The 20,817-nt window shown below is 46.6% G+C and carries 15 protein-coding genes and 1 tRNA gene; 4 read left to right on the top strand and 12 right to left on the bottom strand.

Annotated features, from left to right (window positions below; all coding sequences use genetic code 11):
* The first annotated feature begins 51 nt into the window (after window positions 1-51).
* A complete protein-coding gene (locus H164_RS0107755) occupies window positions 52-747 on the top strand; it encodes a tRNA1(Val) (adenine(37)-N6)-methyltransferase (RefSeq protein ID WP_026356283.1) in 696 nt (231 codons plus the stop codon).
* An 898-nt stretch (window positions 748-1,645) separates the two neighbouring features.
* Here the strand turns inward: H164_RS0107755 and H164_RS0107745 are convergent.
* On the bottom strand, window positions 1,646-2,677 hold the full coding sequence (locus tag H164_RS0107745) for a diacylglycerol/lipid kinase family protein (protein ID WP_019968085.1): 1,032 nt from the start codon (window positions 2,675-2,677) through the stop codon (window positions 1,646-1,648).
* 238 nt (window positions 2,678-2,915) lie between these two features.
* Here H164_RS0107745 and spt point away from each other — a divergent pair, with 238 nt between their 5' ends.
* Both spt and H164_RS0107735 read left to right on the top strand, forming a co-directional pair.
* Window positions 2,916-4,103: a serine palmitoyltransferase gene (gene spt / locus H164_RS0107740; protein ID WP_019968084.1), complete on the top strand. Its 1,188-nt coding sequence runs from the start codon at window positions 2,916-2,918 to the stop codon at window positions 4,101-4,103.
* A 155-nt stretch (window positions 4,104-4,258) separates the two neighbouring features.
* A tRNA-Pro gene (locus H164_RS0107735) sits at window positions 4,259-4,332 on the top strand.
* Between the two features lie 38 nt (window positions 4,333-4,370).
* Here the strand turns inward: H164_RS0107735 and H164_RS0107730 are convergent.
* The 4 genes from H164_RS0107730 to mltG all read right to left on the bottom strand — a co-directional run bounded on the left by H164_RS0107730 (window position 4,371) and on the right by mltG (window position 9,564).
* Window positions 4,371-5,009 (bottom strand): DedA family protein, encoded by a 639-nt coding sequence (locus tag H164_RS0107730; RefSeq protein ID WP_026356282.1) that lies wholly within the window; start codon window positions 5,007-5,009, stop codon window positions 4,371-4,373.
* Entirely contained in the window at window positions 5,006-6,430 is a 1,425-nt protein-coding gene (locus H164_RS0107725) for a tetratricopeptide repeat protein (RefSeq protein ID WP_025829809.1), read from the bottom strand. Before H164_RS0107725 ends, H164_RS0107730 begins: the two co-directional genes overlap by 4 nt.
* A 26-nt stretch (window positions 6,431-6,456) precedes the next feature.
* Complete coding sequence (locus tag H164_RS0107720) at window positions 6,457-8,175, bottom strand: glutamine--tRNA ligase/YqeY domain fusion protein (RefSeq protein WP_019968081.1); 1,719 nt, start codon at window positions 8,173-8,175, stop codon at window positions 6,457-6,459.
* A 342-nt stretch (window positions 8,176-8,517) separates the two neighbouring features.
* Window positions 8,518-9,564, bottom strand: coding sequence for an endolytic transglycosylase MltG (gene mltG / locus H164_RS0107715; protein WP_019968080.1), 1,047 nt, complete (start codon window positions 9,562-9,564; stop codon window positions 8,518-8,520).
* Window positions 9,565-9,674: 110 nt separating this feature from the next.
* On the opposite strand from mltG, the gene H164_RS0107710 reads away from it, so the two are divergent.
* On the top strand, window positions 9,675-10,319 hold the full coding sequence (locus H164_RS0107710; RefSeq protein WP_019968079.1) for an HAD family hydrolase: 645 nt from the start codon (window positions 9,675-9,677) through the stop codon (window positions 10,317-10,319).
* A gap of 8 nt (window positions 10,320-10,327) precedes the next feature.
* Here the strand turns inward: H164_RS0107710 and H164_RS0107705 are convergent, their stop codons facing one another.
* The 7 genes from H164_RS0107705 to H164_RS0107670 form a co-directional block, all read right to left on the bottom strand.
* A complete protein-coding gene (locus tag H164_RS0107705) occupies window positions 10,328-11,668 on the bottom strand; it encodes a TolC family protein (RefSeq protein WP_019968078.1) in 1,341 nt (446 codons plus the stop codon).
* A gap of 529 nt (window positions 11,669-12,197) precedes the next feature.
* Window positions 12,198-12,797: a riboflavin synthase gene (locus tag H164_RS0107695; protein WP_019968076.1), complete on the bottom strand. Its 600-nt coding sequence runs from the start codon at window positions 12,795-12,797 to the stop codon at window positions 12,198-12,200.
* Between the two features lie 310 nt (window positions 12,798-13,107).
* Entirely contained in the window at window positions 13,108-14,721 is a 1,614-nt protein-coding gene (locus tag H164_RS0107690) for a glycoside hydrolase family 10 protein (protein ID WP_025829805.1), read from the bottom strand.
* A gap of 35 nt (window positions 14,722-14,756) precedes the next feature.
* Window positions 14,757-15,584 carry a type II pantothenate kinase gene (gene coaW, locus H164_RS0107685; RefSeq protein ID WP_019968074.1) on the bottom strand — a complete coding sequence of 276 codons (828 nt, stop codon included), beginning with the start codon at window positions 15,582-15,584 and terminating at the stop codon, window positions 14,757-14,759.
* Between the two features lie 12 nt (window positions 15,585-15,596).
* Entirely contained in the window at window positions 15,597-15,929 is a 333-nt protein-coding gene (locus H164_RS0107680) for a cupin domain-containing protein (protein ID WP_008566063.1), read from the bottom strand.
* A 100-nt stretch (window positions 15,930-16,029) separates the two neighbouring features.
* Window positions 16,030-19,167: a TonB-dependent receptor gene (locus H164_RS0107675; protein ID WP_036887829.1), complete on the bottom strand. Its 3,138-nt coding sequence runs from the start codon at window positions 19,165-19,167 to the stop codon at window positions 16,030-16,032.
* 173 nt (window positions 19,168-19,340) lie between these two features.
* Complete coding sequence (locus H164_RS0107670; protein ID WP_026356280.1) at window positions 19,341-20,621, bottom strand: hypothetical protein; 1,281 nt, start codon at window positions 20,619-20,621, stop codon at window positions 19,341-19,343.
* Window positions 20,622-20,817 lie beyond the last annotated feature (196 nt).

Below are 20,817 nucleotides of genomic sequence, written 5' to 3'. Positions count from 1 at the left end.
AAATGTATAAAATAAACCGCCATTCCCGACGTTAATGAAGAGGACAGAATGATGGGCAACAGTGTTTTCATATTCAAGGAATTTGCTGTCAAACAGGACGCATGTGCCATGAAAGTGGGCACCGACGGCGTCTTGTTGGGGGCGTGGGCACGTGGTGGAAGCCGCGTACTTGACATCGGAACGGGCACGGGATTGATTGCGTTGATGATGGCGCAACGCTTTCCCAAGGCCGAAATCGAGGCCATAGACATAGCCGAAGCGGCCTGTCTGCAGGCAAAAGAGAATGTTGCGAACAGCGTTTTTGCCCGTCGAGTGCGCGTCGTTCAGACTGCATTGCAGCAGTATGTCGGCCCCAAAAGCTTCGATTGTATCGTCAGTAATCCTCCTTTTTTCGTCGATTCACTGCACAATCCTGATGCCCTGCGTAGCATGGCTCGCCATACTTCCACCTTATCCTATCGCGAATTGTTTGCCGGAGTGGGGCGTCTGCTGGTGCCGGAAGGTCGCTTTTCGGCCATTATTCCAGCCGATTGCCGGTCGCGTTTCATGGCCGAAGCAACGCTCTTCGGCTTTTCTTTGTCGCGTATCTGCGGTGTCAGAACGGTAGAACGCAAACCCGTGAAGCGTTATTTGCTGGAGTTCCGCCTCGAATTTTGCCCAGAACCCGAAGCAGAAACCGTGGATTTGATGACTAATGGTGAACGTTCGGCGTGGTATCAGGGCCTGACAGCTGATTTTTATTTATGAGGTTCGGTTGCCAAATGGCGTTGCGGTTGGTTTGCGGAGGCAATCTTCCTTTTTGATGGAGACTTTTTTAACAGCTACATGTATTCGTTTTGTAATTTATTTGACAAAACCTTTCATGAGATTTCCATATTTCCGACCGAATGTTTTCAGCTTCCGAATACGCGAGTTTTGCGCATGTTTGTGAGCCATTGTTTTGAATTGAGTTTGGCATATCGTTCAAATTGAAACGGAAACACGTGCGAATCGGAGGGTAATTACGTGTAGAACGTGCTGAACGGACACATGAATGGAGGTGCAATCATGCATGGAACGTGCTGAGCGGACGCACGGACCGTGCGTCCCTACATGCTTTCAGCTCGTTATAGGCACAATCCTATAAGGCATCGTGGGGGCAAACGGTCTGTTATAAGTGCAATTCGGCAAGGTGTTGTAGGGACGCACGGCTCGTGCGTCCGCTTAAATGGGGCACAATCACGTGCATCTTTCAGCATGATTTGGCGGAGTGGACGCGTGAATCGTGCGTCCGCAGCAGCTCACATCACCCATTTTGCCGTGCAATATGGCTGATATGAGCGCGCAAAATGAGTGAAACTGCTGTGTAAAATAGCTGAAATCACCATGCAACATGGCTGCGATTGATGGGCTTCTGAAGCCAAGAAGAGAAAAACCGATAGGAAAAATGTCGAAAAGCCTCACTCATATTTCTATTTTATCACATTCATCAAGCGGTTTTTTCGACTAAAAATCTTTACAATATATAGCTGAAAATCCATGCTGTCTGCAATGCGATGATGCCGTTCCGACCAGCAAACAACTTTCGGTCTGTATCGTTCCTGGGCGCACGGTCGGCCATTTTGACCGGCTTTCTCGCTGCGGGAACGGCACAAGGGTAGGGAGACTACAGGTTCAATCTTCGCAGAATAGTTTTGTTAATGGCCTGAATATGTCGGCTTTGGCGGTGAATGTCGTGGCGCAGGTCGTTGAACTGGTTGAAAAGGTCGGCTGCAGCATTCTGCACGGCATTGGGTTTTCGCTGTCGTTTGTCGCCGTTCGGGTTGACAATGATGTTGATTCCCTTTGCTTTCAACTCGATGTTGATGTCTTCACCGGTCATAACGGGGTCGCCATCATAGTGGATATAGCCCGGTTTGTCACGGTGGATATGCAGTTGCTTGCACTTGAACGTCTTGATTTTCGAGTTCTTGTCGAGCGTTTTGTTGAACATTTCGATGCTGATTTGCGGTGCGTCGAGCACGCCGAAAGGCTGCATAACGATGATGTCCATCAGTCCGTCGCTCATGGAAGCCTGTGGGGCAATATAGGCATTGTTACCATATTGCGAGGCGTTGGCGCACGAAATGAGGAATGCTTTGAGGCGTGTCGTTCCGTTCTCGTCGCGTATCTCGTAGGTCTCGGGCTTGTAACTCAGTCCTCCTCTCAGCACGTTTTCCACATAGGTGATGGGCCCACGCTTACCGGCTTCAGCAAATTTGTGACTGATAAAAGCGTCGAATCCCATGCCACATGTGCAGAAAAACGGATGACCATTGATGATGCCATAGTCGAGTTGATGGATTTTGCAGGCGTTGATGATTTGAATGGCCTTCGTGATGTTGAGGGGAAGCAACAGATGGCGGGCCAAACCGTTGCCCGATCCGCAGGGAATGATACCCAAGGCCGTCGGCGAATGGACGATGGCGCGGGCCACCTCGTTGACGGTTCCGTCGCCACCAACGGCAACGACAATGGGCACGTGGTGCTCTTTGGCTTCGGTGGCGAGTTCGGTTGCGTGTCCGGCATAAGCCGTCAGCTTGATTTCGTAATCGAATGCATTGTGATCGAGATAGCGTTCGATGAGTTTTGGGATTCCGGCCTTACTGATTGTCCCCGAAATGGGGTTCATGATGAAAACGATTTTCTTTTTCTCCATCTGCTGTTTTGTCTGTTTTGCATAGATATCTGTGCGTGCAAGGCAAACAAGTTCGTGTGTTTTGCCGGGTGCAGCCGTTTATTTTTGCAAAGATAATCATTTGAGTTGTATGATGTTTTTTTCTTTATGATATTTTGACGAAATAGTATATTTCTTATGAAAATGTTCATCATGTGTGTAATTTTTTGTATCTTTGCAGCCTAAAAGTATTAAAAGTAGTTTTCTACACCTATTTGAAATGGGACAATTACAAGAAAGATACAAGAATTATCGCGAGCCTCAGAAGTTCATAGAGGCTGGTGTGTATCCTTATTTTCGCGCGATTACGAGCAAACAGGGTACAGAAGTTGAAATGGCAGGCCATAAAGTCTTGATGTTTGGCTCGAATGCCTACACAGGATTGACGGGTGACGAACGCGTGATAGCTGCAGCGAAGCGCGCTTTGGACAAATATGGCTCGGGTTGTGCAGGAAGTAGGTTCTTGAATGGCACACTCGACATACACGTTCAGCTGGAAAAGGAGCTTGCTGCCTTTATGCAGAAAGATGATACGCTGTGTTTCTCTACCGGTTTCTCTGTAAATCAGGGCGTTTTGGCCCAAGTGGTGGGCAAGGGCGACTATATCATTTGCGACGACCGCGACCATGCAAGCATTGTTGATGGCCGTCGCTTGTCTTTTGCACGTCAGTTGCATTATAAGCACAACGACATGGAAGACTTGGAACGCGTGTTGAAAGGCATTCCAAAGGAGGCTATCAAGCTGATTGTGGTCGATGGCGTGTTCTCCATGGAGGGCGATTTGGCCAAATTGCCCGAGATAGTCGAGCTGAAGCATAAGTATAACTGTTCCATCATGGTCGATGAGGCACATGGTTTGGGTGTTTTCGGCAGACAAGGTCGTGGTGTTTGCGACCATTTCGGGCTCATCGACGAGGTCGATCTGATTATGGGAACCTTCTCAAAGAGCTTGGCTTCCATTGGTGGTTTCATAGCTTCGGACAAAGATACGATTAATTTTCTGCGGCATACCTGCCGCACTTATATCTTCAGTGCGTCCAACACGCCGGCTGCAACGGCTGCAGCAATGGAGGCACTTCACATTATTCAGAACGAACCGGAGCGCATTGAACATCTTTGGGAAGTGACGAATTATGCCTTGAAACGCTTCCGTGAGGAGGGATTTGAGATTGGTGAGACCGAGAGTCCCATCATTCCTTTGTATGTACATGATGTAGACAAGACGTTCCTTGTGACCAAATTGGCCTTTGATGCTGGCGTCTTTATCAATCCGGTTATCCCACCTGCGTGTGCACCTCAGGATACTTTGGTGCGCTTTGCCCTGATGGCCAGCCACACGAAAGAAGAAGTTGAGCGTGGTGTTCAGGCTTTGAAAAAGATATTCGTGGAGCAGGGGATCATCAAATAAGCCGTTTCACGATATAAAATAAAAGAGGTTGCAAGTTGATTGCAGCCTCTTTGTTCATTACGGACGGTCTTTTCGTTAAAAAAGTAATGGTTTTATTTGGCGAACTTAAATAAAAGCACTACCTTTGCACATGCAAACAAATAGATGATTTGCAGCGGGGTGTAGCGCAGCCCGGTAGCGCTCCTGGTTTGGGACCAGGCGGCCGCAGGTTCGAATCCTGTCGCCCCGACGCGAAGACAATCTCTTTTCGAGATTGTCTTTTTTTGTTTACTCCTTGTTTCTGCCTTGTTTGCGTTCCATATACCATTTGAACAGGAAATACAGACAGACAATGGCTACCGCTGCAACGAGGAAAAGCTTGATATATTCGCCATACTCCATGATTTTATCATTCAGTTGGTCTTCGGGAACGGCTGAATGTAGATACCAACCTAAGGCAGCAAGAATGAAATTCCATGCGCCGGCACCGATGGTTGTGTAGAGAAGAAACTTCCAATATCCCATCTTTGACAGGCCGGCCGGTATGGAAATGAGGTGTCGGATGCCCGGAAGTAGACGGCCGGTGATAGTGGCTACCATGCCATGATCATAGAAATATTTCTCGCTTTTCTCTACTTTCTGTTGGTTAAGTAGGCACATCTTGCCCCATTTGCTGTTGGCAAAGCGATAGATAATGGGGCGTCCTAAATAGTAACCTGCAAGATAATTGATTGTAGCACCGAAGTCGGCACCGAGCGTAGCGAACAAGATTACCAGCCAAATGTCTAAGTTTCCGCCTGCAGCATGATAGGCGGCAGGTGAGACAACCAGCTCGGAAGGCACGGGAATGACAGTGCTTTCGAGCAGCATTAAAAAGAAAACAGTACCGTAATTGAGATTTCCTAACAGTGTTGATAGCCAGTTCATGTGTTATTTTTGTGGTTGATGAGATATTTATAATAGTCTTCGGGTTCCATTTCTTCAGGGAAATAGGGCCCTAAGACAATCTTTGCATCTAAAGGAGTGTAGTGTATGGCCTTCTTAACTGCCTCTTCATACTCTCTCTGATAGCCTAAATTCTTACAGCAGACAGCAAGATAAGGATACACGGGCACTTGAGGTTCCACCAAAACCTTGGCTATGTGATTGAGGATTCCATAGGCAGAATCGGGGAAACCGTTGTCAAGAAACGACACACCTATCTTGAGATAGATCTCCGGATCGTTCTTACTTTCGGCCAAAGTGTCATGGAATATCTTGGTAGCCTTGTCTATTTCTTTGTGTTCAAGATAGAGATGTCCGCGGGTTAATGCCAACTCCAATGGGTCGCTTTGCTTCATTTCTCCGCATCGATCGATATAGGATAAGGCCTCATCGAGCCTATCTTGTTTTGAAAGAACAGCGGCAATCTGTAGATAAACCTGTAGGCGAAATTGATTGTTGCCATGACATAGCAACGCTGCCTTATAGAGATGAGCGAGAGATTCGTCATATTTCTGCATGTCAGTCAGCACCACTCCCTCGAGCATTTCACCGTTGGCTTCGTTTGGACTCAGCGTAGTGAACCGTCTGAAATACTTCAATGCTTCTTCATGATTGCCCAAAGCAAACAGGGCATTGCCTTTGTTGAGTACGGCTTCTGGGTCGTTTGGATTGATGGCAATGGAGTATTCACTACTCGAAATGCTCTCTGTAAGCTTGTTTCTCAGTAGCTGCGTGGCCGCTAAATGGTTCCAATTGTTTGACGAGAAAGGGTCTTTATCTATCAAGTCTGTAAAAATCTGCTCGCTTTCTTCCAAGTGGCCGAGTCCCATTTCTATTCTTCCCATGGTCTCCCAGTAGTCAGGGTCCTCGGTATCTTCACAGCGGTCGATCCATTCCTTGGCCAATTCAAACGCTTCGTAATCGGCAAAGAGAATGGCTACTTCCATGCAGTAACTGTCGAGTTCATCGTCTTCAACATTGTTCATATGGCTTTTAAGATACCGATTAGCCGCTTCCTGATTGCCTTCGGCGATTTTAACTTCGGCCGAAGTGTAGCAATATTCCAGACTGTCTTTGTCTGTAATCAATGACAAAAAGTGCTTGGCTCCGTCGATACTGTCCTCGAGCATCAGGGCCATTCGGGCTCTGAAGGCAAGTGGAAGCACGGAGTCGGGGAACAAACGAATGGCATAATCAATCGTTTCGATAGCTTCGTCGGTTCTGTTGTTCCGGTCGTAATAGTCGGCAATGGACGTAAGTACATCGGAGTCAAGATATATTTCTTGTCCCATCCGGCGTGCTTTTTCGTATTGTTGCAAAGCTTCTCGGAATTCCTCGCTGTCGAAATGATTTTGATTATTCAATGTATTGAGGTGCTATTCTGTGTGAATTACTGTCTGTTGCTTTGTTTTGCCCAAGTATCTTTCAGCCCCACAGTCTTATTAAATACGGGATGTTCGGGTGTAGAATCCAAGTCGGCCATGAAATATCCCGTGCGTTGGAACTGCAGATATTCGCCAGGTTGCCGACTTGCTGCATAGTCTTCAACATAGCAATTGGTGTGAACTTTCAAACTTTCCGGGTTCAGTAGTTCGCGGAAATCGCGCTCGTCGGCCGACGGATTCTCTGTGTTGAAGAGTCGATCGTACTCACGTACCTCTGCTTTCCGACAGTGATCGACCGACAACCAATGGAGTGTTCCCTTCACTTTTCGGTTGGATCCCTCCATTCCGCTCTTGCTTTCAGGGTCGTATTCGGCCTGAATTTCTATGATATTTCCTGCTGAATCTTTCGTGCATCCCGTGCATTTTACGATGTAAGCACTCTTCAATCGAACCTCTTTTCCGGGCGTCATGCGAAAGAACTTCTTGGGAGCTTCTTCCATAAAATCGGCCCGTTCAATCCATAACGTCTTTGAGAAAGTAATCGTATGGCTGCCACTTTGGTCGTCTTCTGGATTGTTGATAGACTCCATTTCCTCTGTTTTTCCGTCGGGATAATTGGTGATAACGAGCTTCACAGGGTCGAGAACAGCACTCAAACGCGTGGCTTTCTTGTTCAAATCTTCGCGCACACTGGCTTCAAGGAGAGCCATATCATTGAGGGCATCAAACTTGGTATAGCCGATGGAATCAATGAAATTGCGAATGCTTTCGGGGCTGTAACCGCGCCGACGCATGCCACATAGCGTCGGCATACGGGGGTCATCCCAGCCTTTAACGAGGTGTTCGTCGACCAAGGTGTGGAGCTTTCGCTTGCTCATTACGGTGTAAGTGAGATTCAATCGATTGAACTCAATCTGTCGGGGACGGTTGTCTTGCAACTTGTCTGCCGTGCCATCCATTTCTTTCAGATAGTCGATGAACTTGTCATATAGCGGACGATGAGGCACGAACTCCAAGGTACAGATGGAATGGGTGACTCCTTCAAAGTAGTCACTCTGCCCATGTGCGAAGTCATACATCGGATAGCAATGCCACTTGGTGCCTGTTCGGTGATGCGGAGTCTGTATGATTCGGTATATGATAGGGTCACGAAAGTGCATATTAGGATTGGCCATGTCGAGCTTGGCACGCAATACCATGCTGCCTTCCACAGCTTCTGGCGTGTTCATCTGGGCGAACAAGGTGAGGCTTTCCGCTATCGGTCGGTCGCGATAAGGGCTGGCTGTGCCCGGTGTTGTAGGCGTTCCTTTTTGTGAGGCAATCTCTTCACTGGTCTGTTGGTCGATATATGCGTATCTGTTCTTAATCATCCAAACGGCAAATTCCCACAGCTTTTCGAAGTAATCCGAGGCATAATAAATGTTGCCCCACTTGAAACCGAGCCACTTGATGTCGTTGAGAATGTTCTCAACATACTCATTATTCTCTTTACTTGGGTTCGTATCGTCGAAGCGAAGATTGCATATTCCGTTGTATTTCTCTGCAACTCCGAAGTCCATGCAGATGGCTTTGGCATGCCCGATGTGAAGATAACCATTGGGTTCCGGCGGGAAACGCGTCTGAATTCGGCCTCCGTTCTTACCTTGGGCGAGGTCTTCTTCGACAAATTGCTCCACGAAACTGATGCTTTTCTTCTCTTCGCTGTTCTCTTCTTTTATTGCCATGATGTATGTTCTTTATTTATATTATGTTGCAAAGATACTGCAATCGGTCGGAAAAGCAAAGGAAAATCTTTATTTTTCTTGCCTATACATGGTCTGTATTCGGCTATCCTGAGCTTGAAAGGCATTTGATTCAGGGACAGACAAGACCACTTTAAACTGAAAAATATGTTTATAAACATAAAAAAAGATTTGCACATCAAATGAAAACGCCTTACCTTTGCAATCGTTATCCTGAATACAATCTTTTTACCTTAAAAAAGCTAGTACCTATTGAGAATGATGTCGCTCTCTGTGAAGAGAGCGGCATTTTTTTATTTCATTTTAATTGTGATTTTTGTTGAGTTATTTTATACCTCTTTCGTTCAGCGCTTTTGAATATTTTTCAGCATTTTGCATGTGTTCCTGATAGGTATGCGCGAAATTATGCGTGCCACTGAAATCCTCTTTGGCGCACATATAGAGATAATCATGGTGCACATGGTTCAAAACGGCATCGATACCGGCTACGGAAGGAATGCGAATTGGCCCAGGAGGAAGCCCCGGATTCTTGTAAGTGTTGTAGGGACTCTTGATGTGCAGCAGGTTGTTATAGATGCGTTTCAGGCCGAATTTCTTCCATGCGAACTTGATGGTAGGGTCTGCCTGTAGTGGCATTCCTTTCGGATATTCGGCATTTCGCAGCATCAAACGGTTGTAATACATGCCGGCAATCATGGGTTTCTCTGCATTATTGGCGGTTTCTTCGTCTATAATGCTTGCCAACGTGACGACTTGATTGGGAGTCAGGTTCATTTGCCGCGCTTTCTGTGTGCGTTGGAAGTTCCAAAACTTCTTATTCTCCCTTTGCATGCGTTCCATAAACTTGTCAATGGAAACATTCCAATAGATATCATACGTATTGGGAATGAACATACAGGCGATGGTGGCCGTGTCATATCCGTATTTCCTGCAAGTTGCTTCGTCGGTGAGGGCCTTATAGAGTTCAACACTGTCGATCAAGAGCTTCTTAGACACTTCGGCAGCCAACTTATCCAAGGTTCTTACGCTCGGAATCGTCAGGTTTATCGGTGTCTGAAGCCCGTTCTTCATATGGCGAAACACCGTCAATGCGCCATCATTACTGTTGATGGCATAGCGTCCGGTCTTCACTTTATGCTTGTAATCAAAGTGCCGTGCCAATGTTTTGAAAGCGCACATGCCATGCTTTGATGCAAAGGGTTCCAGCTTGTTGTACACGGAATCGATGTTATCGTCCTTGTCGATATAGACGTATTCCGTCTCATTCATGGAAGAGAAGCCTGAGAAGAAGTAATAGTAGACAACGCCCATGATGACTGCAATGCAGGCAATGGCGGGGAGGATATACCTTTTCTTAAAGTCTTTTTTCATAATCTCAATATTGAAAATCGTGCACAAAGGTACACCATTTTTTTTATCTAAGTGAGAAGAATGGCTTTTTTTTATTACCTTTGTATGGCATTATCAAATACTTTCTTGCGATGATGAGTTATCAAACCTATATTTTCGATTTGGACGGTACGTTGCTTGACTCGCTGACCGACCTTGCTAACGGCTGCAACCATGCGCTTCGGTGCAATGGTATGGCCGAACGGAGCATCGAAGAGGTGAGAATGTTTGTCGGAAACGGGGTGAAGAAGTTGATGGAACGGGCTGTTCCCGGCGGTTCCGACAATCCTTTGTTTGCCAAAACCTATCAAGATTTCCGTGAATATTACCTTGTTCACAGTCTCGATCACACGTGTCCGTATGCGGGAATAGAGGGAATGCTGTGCGATTTGACCGCTGCCGGGAAGCAGATTGCCGTGGTCAGCAATAAGTTTTATGCTGCAACGCAAGCCCTTGTGGCCCATTTCTTCGGCGATAAGATAAGGGTTGCCATCGGTGAACGAGAGAATATCCGAAAGAAACCAGCCCCCGATACGGTGAATGAAGCCTTGAAACAGCTCGGAGCAGTACGCGAAACGGCAGTCTATATCGGTGACAGTGATGTCGATATACAGACGGCTTGCAACAGTGGAATGCCGTGCATCAGCGTGTTGTGGGGCTTCAGAAGCAAGCAGTTTCTCCTTGATCACGGAGCAACGACGTTCATTGAAAGCCCTTCAGCACTGTTGGATATTTAGCGATACGCCTATTTCAACACGCCGTTTTGATAGAATTTGAGCAGGTTGATGTTCAATATGGCGAGGTATTTACTTTGCAATTCGTTTTGCCGGGCCTTGAGAAGGTTGTCCTTTCCCGTCATTAATTCAACGATATTCTTCAGCCCCAATCTGAATTGTTCGCTCAGAAGCGTGTAACTTTCCTTTGCACTCAGACTGCTTACTTGTGCACTTCGGAACATTCTTTGGTTGTTGTTGGCTTGCAGCCAATAGTTTTCTATGGTGGAGTAGAGGGTGGTCTGCTTGTCTTGCAAGTCGAGAAGATAGCCGGCACGCTGGATTCGGGCCTTGTTGATGCTTGTTTTTGCCTGCCGATTATCGAAAAGTGGGACGCTAATAGTGACTCCCCCGCCCAGCACAAGATTGTTTCTCATCTGACTGTTCCATGCATTTTTGTTCATAGAAGTGGTGTTTGTGCTGAACCCGGCCGACAATCCTACCGTCGGCATACGCAGAGCTTGGGCCATTTTTATGCTCAATTCGCTGCTCTCGATGGCTAATTTTGCGTTCTTGATTTCAGGCCGGTTGGCCACCGCTTGCTCGTAAACGGCGTTGAGATTCGGTATGAGTTCCATCGCCATTTCATCGGTTGTCTCGGGCACAATCACGTCGAATGCCTCGTCAGTCAGCTGAAGCAATTGTTTCAACTGCCTTTTGTAGTCTTTCAAATGGCTTTCTGCTTGTACGATGGCATACTCATCCTGTGCACGTTGCGCCGTTAACTGGGCCAAATCTGCCTTGCTCATCTTGCCTATAGCGAGCATTTCCTTTCCCCGTTCCTCGTTTTTCGTGCTCGTAGAAAGGCTCTCTTGGTTCACTCTAATAGCCTCGTCGGAGTATAATATCTGCACGAAGAGTTGGGCAATCTGCTCGGTAAGCGTGTTAGCCGTGATTGCCGAGTCCAGTTCGGCCTGCTTTGCTGCATACGAATTCAGCTTTACTTGGTTGCGGTTTCGGTTGCCATTCCACACCGTCCAATTGGCATTCAGCGCGTAACTTCCGTTATAATAGACCTTGTCTACGCTGGTTTGCACCTTCGTTCCAGCCACAACTGCGCTTCCCGTTTCGGGCCATGGCGTGTAAGAAACGTTCTGCGAAGTGCTCAAAGAGAGCGAGGGAAGCAGTGCGGCTTGACTTTCTTTGAGGTCTTCCCAAGCCGTTTTCTTTGCCAATAGGTTCTTTTTCAGAGCGATGTTGTGCTGTAATGCATAGTCGATACACGCTTTCAAGGTCCAGTTTTTGGCCCGAAGTTGCATCGGAAGTGCCGTCAATACAATCCCTAAAAGCAGGATTTTCCGGTTTGTTTTCATTTCAAGTTCGGTTTATTCCGGGTTTCGTTTTACAATTATCAATTAGATGTTGCTCATCGCTAAATCGTTTACATCGCCCAATTTTATTAACATTATTTGTAGAAAAGTGTCATAGCGGGAGCCCCACCCCAGCCCCTCCCGAGGGAGGGGAGCCCGAGCTTGCGGGCAATAGTAATCAATTGAGAGGCCCACCCCCGGCCCCTCCCAAGGGAGGGGAGACCGAGCTTGTGGGCAATAGCGTTTGTTTTGATAATCAATAATTTACACCTTGCGTTTCAATTTCAGCTATATTATCGTGCAATCTCACCCATTTTACATGGTAATATGGCCCATATTAGCGCGCAATATGGCTGATATTGCGATGAAGTCTTCCCTACCTCGCTCGCAAGTTCGCATTCCCCTCCCTTGGGAGGGGTTAGGGGTGGGCTTCCCATCTCCCCTGTTTTGCCCGCAAGTTCGCATTCCCCTCCCTTGGGAGGGGTTAGGGGTGGGCTCCCCATTTCTTCCTTTTGAGGGACTTGAAGAGGCTTTATAGCTGCTGCAACCGCGCGATATACTTCCCGAGAATGTCGAATTCGAGGTTGACAATGCTACCCGGTTGTATGTCGCGGAAGTTGGTATTGGCACGCGTGTAAGGGATAATTGCAACGGTAAACGTGTTATCTGTCGGTTCACAAACAGTCAGTGAAACCCCGTTAACGGTCACCGATCCCTTGTCAACCGTGAAGTATCCCTTCTTGACCATGGCCTTATCGAAGGGGTATTCAAACGTGAAATAGGTGCTTCCACCAGCATCTCGCATGGCAATACACGTGGCCGTGCGGTCCACATGCCCTTGAACAATGTGGCCGTCCAAGCGGCCGTTCATCAGCATCGAACGCTCAATGTTGACGCAATCTCCCGCTTTCAGCAGGCCGAGATTGGAGCGATCGAGCGTTTCTTTCATTGCCGTTACCGTGTAGGTGTCGCCATCAAGGCTCACAACCGTAAGGCAAACGCCGTTGTGGGCGATGCTTTGGTCGATTTGAAGTTCGTCGGTAAACGAGCATTTCAGCGTAAAGTCGATGTTTTCTTTATCTTTCCGGATGGCTACAAGTGTAGCCATTTCTTCTACAATACCACTAAACATGAGGTTGTTTCTTGTTTTTTATTGATGAAAAAGAAGAAAGGGGTTGCCCGATGATGTGATGAAACTCCGAGCATTTCAATAGTTGAGCGCTCTCCGTCTTTGTAATCCACCGGCCCGAAAGCTTGGCTTCGTCGAAGTTTATGTGGCCCGCCATTGACAAGAGAAGCCTTCTCGGTTTTCGATATTATTTGATGAGTATCCCGATCGAACCGGAACAACCCCCGATAGCTTTCCTCTTTGTGTTTATAATGAGCTGTAACTCTGTTATTGCAAAGATAGGTTGTTTTTGCAGATTAACCAAATCTTTCGGCTAAAATCTTTTTATCATAAGGTAGCCTAAGCAGTGGCTGATGCCTGTTCGGTTGAGGCTACGCAGCTGATAGAAGCCATTGGGAACGGATTTGATGTCGACGGAGTCTCCTTTCTGCTGTAGTTTTCGGAGAAGATTGCCCGTTATGCCAGCCAGCATGATGATGCCGTCGTTCCGGAGCACCCATTCGGGCAGTCTGGCCTGCGTTCCATCGTTGGGAATGAGTTTGCTTTCGGTGGTTTTCTCCTTGTTTTGGCTTTGTGTAGGACTGCTTTCATTGCCAAATCTGTCCATGGCCGTAACGGCATAATAGCGCGAATCATCGTCGGGAACAGCCAAACTGCCGATTTCCTGACGTGAAAGCATCAGGTTTTCCGACCGGGATATGTCGACAGGCCACGTCTTGCTGCTGTATATATTATAGGTGAGGCCTTGCCGGGTCAGCCATTCAAGCCTGCCGTTCAGTGCAGACAAAAGGGTAGGGGCCTGCGGTTTGTCGGTTTCGGCCCATGTCATGGCCGGCACCAAAGCTGGATTTTTGTCGATATCTTCGGCTGCAATGTCATAGATGCCCTTGAGATTATCAGTGAAAAACCGGCTGCGAAAGTAGGCATGTCCCATACCGTATTGGCGCGCAACATGTATTTCGCGTGTAATATCGCCCAAATCCCAGTTCTTTTCGCGTGGCGACATGAAGTAAATGCCCAGCCCCGGCACGACAATCTTGCCCTCGGACTGCTCTTTCCAATCGATAGCAAACGGATAGAAATTGTTATCTTTGAAATACATCATGGGGAAAAGGGCGTCCATCAGGCCGTCTTTGAGCCATTGTTGGGCGTCTTGCAGTACGGTTTTACGCGCATTCCAGCCGTGACTCCAATAACGTGTGAGGTCGTCGGCCTTTCCAATGGGCGAGCAACTCATCTTTATCCAAGGCTTGACGGGCTTGACCGCGTCGTGAATTTTGGCGACAATGCTCGTGATGTTGGCCCGTCCTTGGTCGGAACTGACCTTGATTTTCCACGTTTCGGGATAGCGAATGTAGTCCAAATGAATGCCGTCAATATCGTAACGCTCGGTGATTTCCCGGCAGATTTCAGCCAGATAATCGGCCGTTTGTGGCTTTTCGGGGTTCATATACCCGTCTTCTCCGATCTTTACAATCAGGTGGGGAAAGCGTTGTCTGAGCCGTTTGCAGCCCAAACCATTCCATTTTCCGACAGGAATAGTGACTACCCATGCATGCAGTTCCATGCCCCTTTTGTGGCATTCTTCGATGGCAAAGCCGAGCGCATCATAGCCCGGAGCGGTTCCGGGAAGCCCACTTAGGCAACCATCCCAAGGCTCTTTGTCCGATGGATAGATGACGGTTCCGCGTATACGTGCCTGAAGTAGCACCGTATTTACACCCGCTTTTTGCAGCTTGTCAAGTATGGTTCGGAGCTCTTGTTGCTGCTTTTCGATGGCCAAACCCTGCCGGGCATAGTTGTGAGGCCAGTCAAGTCCGCCGATAGTTGTAAGCCAAACGGCCCTCATTTCGCGTTTGGGTTGGGCCGAAAGTGATAGGAATGAAGTTACAAGTAAGAGTAGGGAGAGAATGAATTTCTTTGTCATTATCTTGTTTTATGAACGGGAATGTAGGCCGTTTCCTATCGTTTTTGAATATAGGAAAGGGCTGCTCCGATGGCTGTACAGAACTCGCTGTACTTCGGAATGCGGAAATGTACGCCGTAAAGTTTCTCCATAGCGGGATAAACCTCCTTGCATTGGGGCAACAGGGTGAGGTTCCCAATGAGGACAAAGTCTTTGATTCCGCTTTCCAAACTGCTGAGGATAGTTGCAGACCCCACAGCCTGAAGCACCATATAAATGAGTCCGATGGCGATGTCCTCGCGCGTGGCATTGGTTTTGGCGTTACTGAACAGGCTGGCAGTTGCCGTCATGGGCAAACCCGGAAGAGGTTTGGCGCTGATGTCACCGATAAGCAGATTAATCTTCGAGATATCGCCATCCATGGCCAAGGTTGCTACTTGCCTAATGTCGTCGGTTTTAAGCATGATACGGCTGAGGCCTTGAAGTGTTCCACCACCAATACCGATGCCGCCGATGTGTCTGATGTCGCTTCCGTCGCATTTCACGAGGCTTGTTCCTGTGCCCATACTGACGACAATCATTCGTTCGAGGTTGCTTTCATAGCGTGCTCCCAAGCCGTCGGCAATGAATTCCTGCGCTTTTCCGGTGGGTCTACCATAGATGTTTTCGTCGATATAGGCCGCTCCTACGCCCGTCAACATGATTTGTTCGACCTCTTCGAGTTTGATTTTGTTGTCATGAAGGTACTTTCCAAAGGCTCCGTAGAGAGAAGTAATGGGGTCGGTTGCCTTTATTCTGAACGGGCTCATGACGATACCCTGCTCATCAATGCCTACAATTTTAGTCGTACTGATGCCTACGTCTATTCCAATGACAATGCTCATGTGGGAGGATATTTAGTGATGTTCGGGAACAATGGCCAAGTATTCAACGTCTTCGGCAGTGAGATTCTCAAAATAATGGCGGTGTGTCGTGGGGCAATAGTGTACTTGTCCGGCCCGTGCCACTTCCGTTTTTCCGTCGTAATGATAGGTGAGTTCGCCTTTGAGGATATACATTATTTCGCAATTTCCCTCATGTGTGTGCGGCCCGCTGCTTGCTCCTGGCCTCAAAATGCTTTTCATTATCCTCACTTTTTCGTCGGCATAGTTGCGGGTCAGGAGTTCTCCTTGCCCGCCTTTGAAGCCCTTGATCCTTGTTTCTTCAATGTCATTGAAATCTATGATCATAATCGTATGGTGTTCGTTTGGTGGGCAAAGTTAATAAAAAAAAGGTAATCTTCGCAGAGATTACCTTTTTTTATATGTGAATCAACGTGTTATTCGGGCTTTAGAACGTCGCGCGTAGACCTATCTGCATGTGCCAACGGCTGAAGATGTCACTCTTTCTTGGGCCATAGCCGAGATAAGTATAGGTTGGAACGTAGTTTGTTCCGCTTGCAGTCATTTTCGTAACTTTGAGAATAGTCTCGTTATATGCGAGTTCATAACTGGTTCCCCAGTTGTGGTTCAGCAGGTTTGCAAAGTTTTCGATATCGAAAGTCAATTCAATCTTGCTGCCACGTTCTTTCAAATAGAAGAAACTTTGGGCAAAATGAACGTCAAAGCGGTTTTCCCAAGGTGCCGTTGCAGCGTTCCGCTTTGAATATTTCCCTCTATTGTTTTTTGCAAAGTCATGTCTGTTGATCCATTCTCCAAAGGCTTTTCGGTCGGCTTCTGTAGCAAATTTCATCTTAGCAAGCTCAGCTTCGGTCGGAATATAAAGCAGAGTGTTGCCAAATTGCGAGTCTCCATTGAAGTCGGCCTTCTCATCCATGGTCAGACTATAGTGCTGTCCCGAGTTACCATTGTAGGTAATGGAGACGTTTGTGGCGAAACGACCATTGCAATATTTCGGAGATGTGTAGGAAGCTACGGCCAAAACGCGGTGAGGAACGTCAAACATTGACTTTGCCAATTCGTTTCTGTCGGTAGGATCTACACAGTAATTGTATTTCCAATTGGAGTATGCAACAGAAGAAGTTCCGTCATTTACAGAATAAGAATGCCCGAATGTATAGCTTGCCATCAGGTCAAGACCCCATGCAAAACTCTTTTCGAGCTTGGCACTTGCACTATAACTGTAGCCCTTATTGGTGTTTCTTAGGTTGATGATAGCATAATAATCTCCTGCATTTGTCTTGAAATGGCGGGTTGCCGAAGCCGGAGTGGTTGCATCAACAGCATAAGAAGTGCCGTCAGCTTTCAGTGCAAGGTTGTCAAACCAAACGTTATTGAGCGTCTTTGAATAGAGTCCTTCAAGTGTCATCTTGATATCGCCGGGCAGAATGGTCTCCATAGCCAAGTTTGCACGAAGCACTTGCGGATATTTGAACTTCTTACTGATGGTATTGATGGTTGGTTTTGATGCGCTACCCGGTGGTGCTGACATCGCTGCACCATAGGCGTTTGTGCCATAGTGTTGCAAGGAAGGAATGTGACCTGCCGTCCGTAGCGTGGTACCTTTCATCTCCATACCGGTATTGTTCCATGCATTTGACAACCAAACGAAAGGAACTCTACCCGTGAAAAGGCCGACACCGCCACGAAGCAACATGTTATGGCTGTCATTTGTGTACCAACGGAAGCCAACACGGGGAGACCACATGAACTTTGTTGATGGAATTTCGCCTACCCGAACGTCATTTTCAATGGCATAAGCACTTCTGTTGAATTCAGGATTAGAGGTCGGGGAGTTCAATCCGGTCGGGATATCAAGACGTAAACCATAGGTAAGATTCAGATTATTATTGAGATCCCATTTATCTTGAACATAGAATGCGAATTGAGCAGCCTCTACTGTGCCGGCCCAGTCAGTTTTTCCTGTCAAAGCTACATCGGAATAGTTATATGTATACTTCCAAGCTCTGTCGTTAACAAAGTCAGCAAGCGTCTTATAATAGTAGGCACCGGTGTTAGCTTGAATGAACAAATTCTGCATATTGTAGAATTCATTGTGCGTTCCAAAGGTGATATTGTGGTTACCCAGCGACCAGTTCAGGTTATCCTCTATGGTATAAATGTCTTGATAGAGGTGGTTTGCACCCGAAGAAAAGTCAGTTCCGATATAAGCCTTCATGCCGCCTTTGTGTCCAAGACCCTCGATTGTGACATTGGGTCCGGCATATTTGACACCACGATGGTCGCGAATGAACGATGCACCTATGCGAGCTTCGTTGAAAAGGACATCGTTGAGTCTTGAATTCAACTCTGCTACAAAAGAGTTCGTGCGGTTGTTCATTCGGTAACCGCTGTTATTGAACGTATAGGTCTTGGAGTTTACGCCATAAACGTCCTTGTATGAACTGTTCAATTGATAGCGGAAGGTGAACTTGTTATTGTTGTCAATGTTCCAATCCAAGCGCGACAAGGCCGATATTGAGCGTGAATCGATGTCTCTCGCTCCATAGCTGTCTCTTATTTTCGTATATCTATAATAGGTATCTGCAATCAATTTGGCGTCAGCGTCTGTGATGTACTCGGGAATATAGCCCGGATAGATAGAGGTTGGATAGGTGTTTTTCTTCAATTCTATGTTCGTGAAGAAGAATACCTTGTCTTTCACAAATGCGCCTGACAAAGAAGCACCATAGGTCTTGGTGGATTGCTTGCCAAGTTTAGCTTCTTTGTCCAGCACCTGACTCCATTTCGAATAAAGATTCTCGTTGGTATAGTAGGTATAGGCTGAAGCATGGAACGTATTGGTACCTGATTTCGTAATGGCATTGATGCCTCCGCCTGTAAAACCGCCCTGCCTTACATCAAAAGGTGATGCAACAACTTGGATTTGTTCTATGGCATCCATTGCAATAGGATTGGTTCCGGTTTGTCCTCCATTGGTTCCTGAGCTGGCAAGTCCGAACACATCGTTGCTAACCATACCATCTATCTGGAATGAATTGTAGCGGTTGTTTGAGCCCGCTATGGAAATGCCTCCCAACTTAGATGTGTTCACAAGCGGTGACAGCTTAGCTACGTCGTATACATTGCGGTTGATGGTCGGTGTATTGTCAATCTGCTTTTGTGAGAAGTTTGATGCAGCACCCATACCTCCTTTACCTGCGATGCCTGTCACGGTGACTTCGCCCAGCATTTTGGCATCTTCTTTCAAATCGGTATTGATGACTGTTGGCTCACCCAATGTAAGATAGAGGTCAGAACGCGTCTCATCCTTGAAGCCGATGTAGGAGATGGTCACCTTGTAAGGGCCGCCTACGCGCATACCTTGAATGGTATAGCGACCGTCGGTATTGGTAACGGCGGTGTAAGTCGTCCCTGATGGCGTGTGAACGGCAGTGACTGTGGCTCCGATGACGTGCTCACCTGCAGCGACAACTTTGCCATTAATGCTCGATGTTGTAACTTGTGCCATCAGTGATGTCGTGAAGAACAACAGCAAAACTAGTAAAAAATGCAATCTTTTTTGCATGGCTTTTAACTGAAGATTAATGAATAATTTGAGGGGAAATAGCCCCAGTTAACACTTTGATGCTGTAAAATTAACTAATTTTTCTCAATGTTGTGTTATAATTATGTTAAATGTTATATCTTTTCATCAATATTCTTGGTTTCATCTATGGTTACGATGGTCTTTTCTTTCTACTATTCTCCCGACGTTCTGTGTTCTTCTATCCTTAATTCCATGTCATATCGGTCGATTTGTTTCTGTATAATCTGTGCAAAGTTCTTGAGATGAAAATACTTATGTTGCTTGATGAACGACACAAAATCATGGTCGCTGTACAGTACTTCCCCGAATGTTATTCGCTCACCGGGGAAGATTGTGCAGATATCCTGCATCAATCCGTAGTAATATCCGACGTATGCACCGATCTCATACCGCTCTTTTTTCGTGAAACCTTCAAACTCCGGGGTTGCTTTCACATGAAGAACGTAATCCATATAGTCGTCCAACATGCTGTAATACAGGTTATTTTCATTTACATGCTTCGTCATATACTGCAACAACCCTTGATGGATGACGAGTCTGCCTGCCTTGTTTTTTGTGGCAAATAGCCCTTTATAGGAGTTCATATCAGGAAGCGAGCCGTCTTTTGGGAGGATATTGTCAAGCTTTATCTTGTTGATGACATCGGATTTATCGTAACCATATTTGTCAAACAAGTTAATGAGGAAGCCTGTATAGTTCTTTTTCAACCACGCGAGCGCCTTTTTGCTGTCATGGAAGATGAATTCATTTTCGTAAAAGACCGATGTATCGTACAAATCATAATAAAGTTTCCCTTTGTTCAACGTTTTCTGATCCAAAGCTTCTTGATATATATCCGGTAATCCTTTTATCCGAACAACACCATAGATGGTAGGCAAACATACGATGTAATTATAGTTGGGGACATAAATCAGCTTATCCCAAAAACAAGTTGGGTCTTCGTATGAATCGGCAGCCATGGCCTTTTTCTGATTGTCTCGTTCGTCTACGTCTCCATTCTTGAAGATATATCGGCGAATACCGCTGCGATAGAGGAGCCTATTGCTTGCCGTGATATCCAAACCAAAGTACTTTTTGATGGCATTTCGGGCAGTTTCGTTGTCAACAGGCTTATATCCCATTCTGCGTAGGGCTTCATTAGTCAGTTCAATAGCAATGTCTGTGTATTCCACTTGCTTAGCATTCGACATTGCAGCAACACCATCCATGCCCACATCGGCTGCATCATCATAAAACTGCCTGATTTTCTTATCATATAATTGCAGCAAATCTTTCTTTTCTGTTGCGATTGTATCGGCCTTGTTGCCCGAGACTGAAGGCTTTTCCCGCTGTTTACAGCAGCTTACCAACACGGTCAGCAACAGCATCATCAGTAAAACACTCGTTAGTTTCGCTTTTCCTGTCACGCTTATTCGCCAGTTTTCGTGTCTCATATCTTTTCCGTAAGGGTTTGTTTGATGGTATTTCTTTTGCAAATATAGTCATCGTTTTGCTATTCTGCAAGTTTTTCGCCCGTTATTTCAGTTCATTTTAGTACGCAAGAGCAAGGAGCCTGTACAGCTGTTTCAATCCTATCAACTATCAATTTGGCGGAAGTAGTCAATCCATTGCTTTTGAATGGCTTTGAAA

The sequence above is a fragment of the Segatella maculosa DSM 19339 = JCM 15638 genome (genome assembly GCF_000382385.1).
In the GTDB taxonomy this organism is placed as follows: domain Bacteria; phylum Bacteroidota; class Bacteroidia; order Bacteroidales; family Bacteroidaceae; genus Prevotella; species Prevotella maculosa.
Note: the sequence above shows the minus strand (reverse complement) of the source record. Positions and strands in the feature narration are given on the sequence as shown.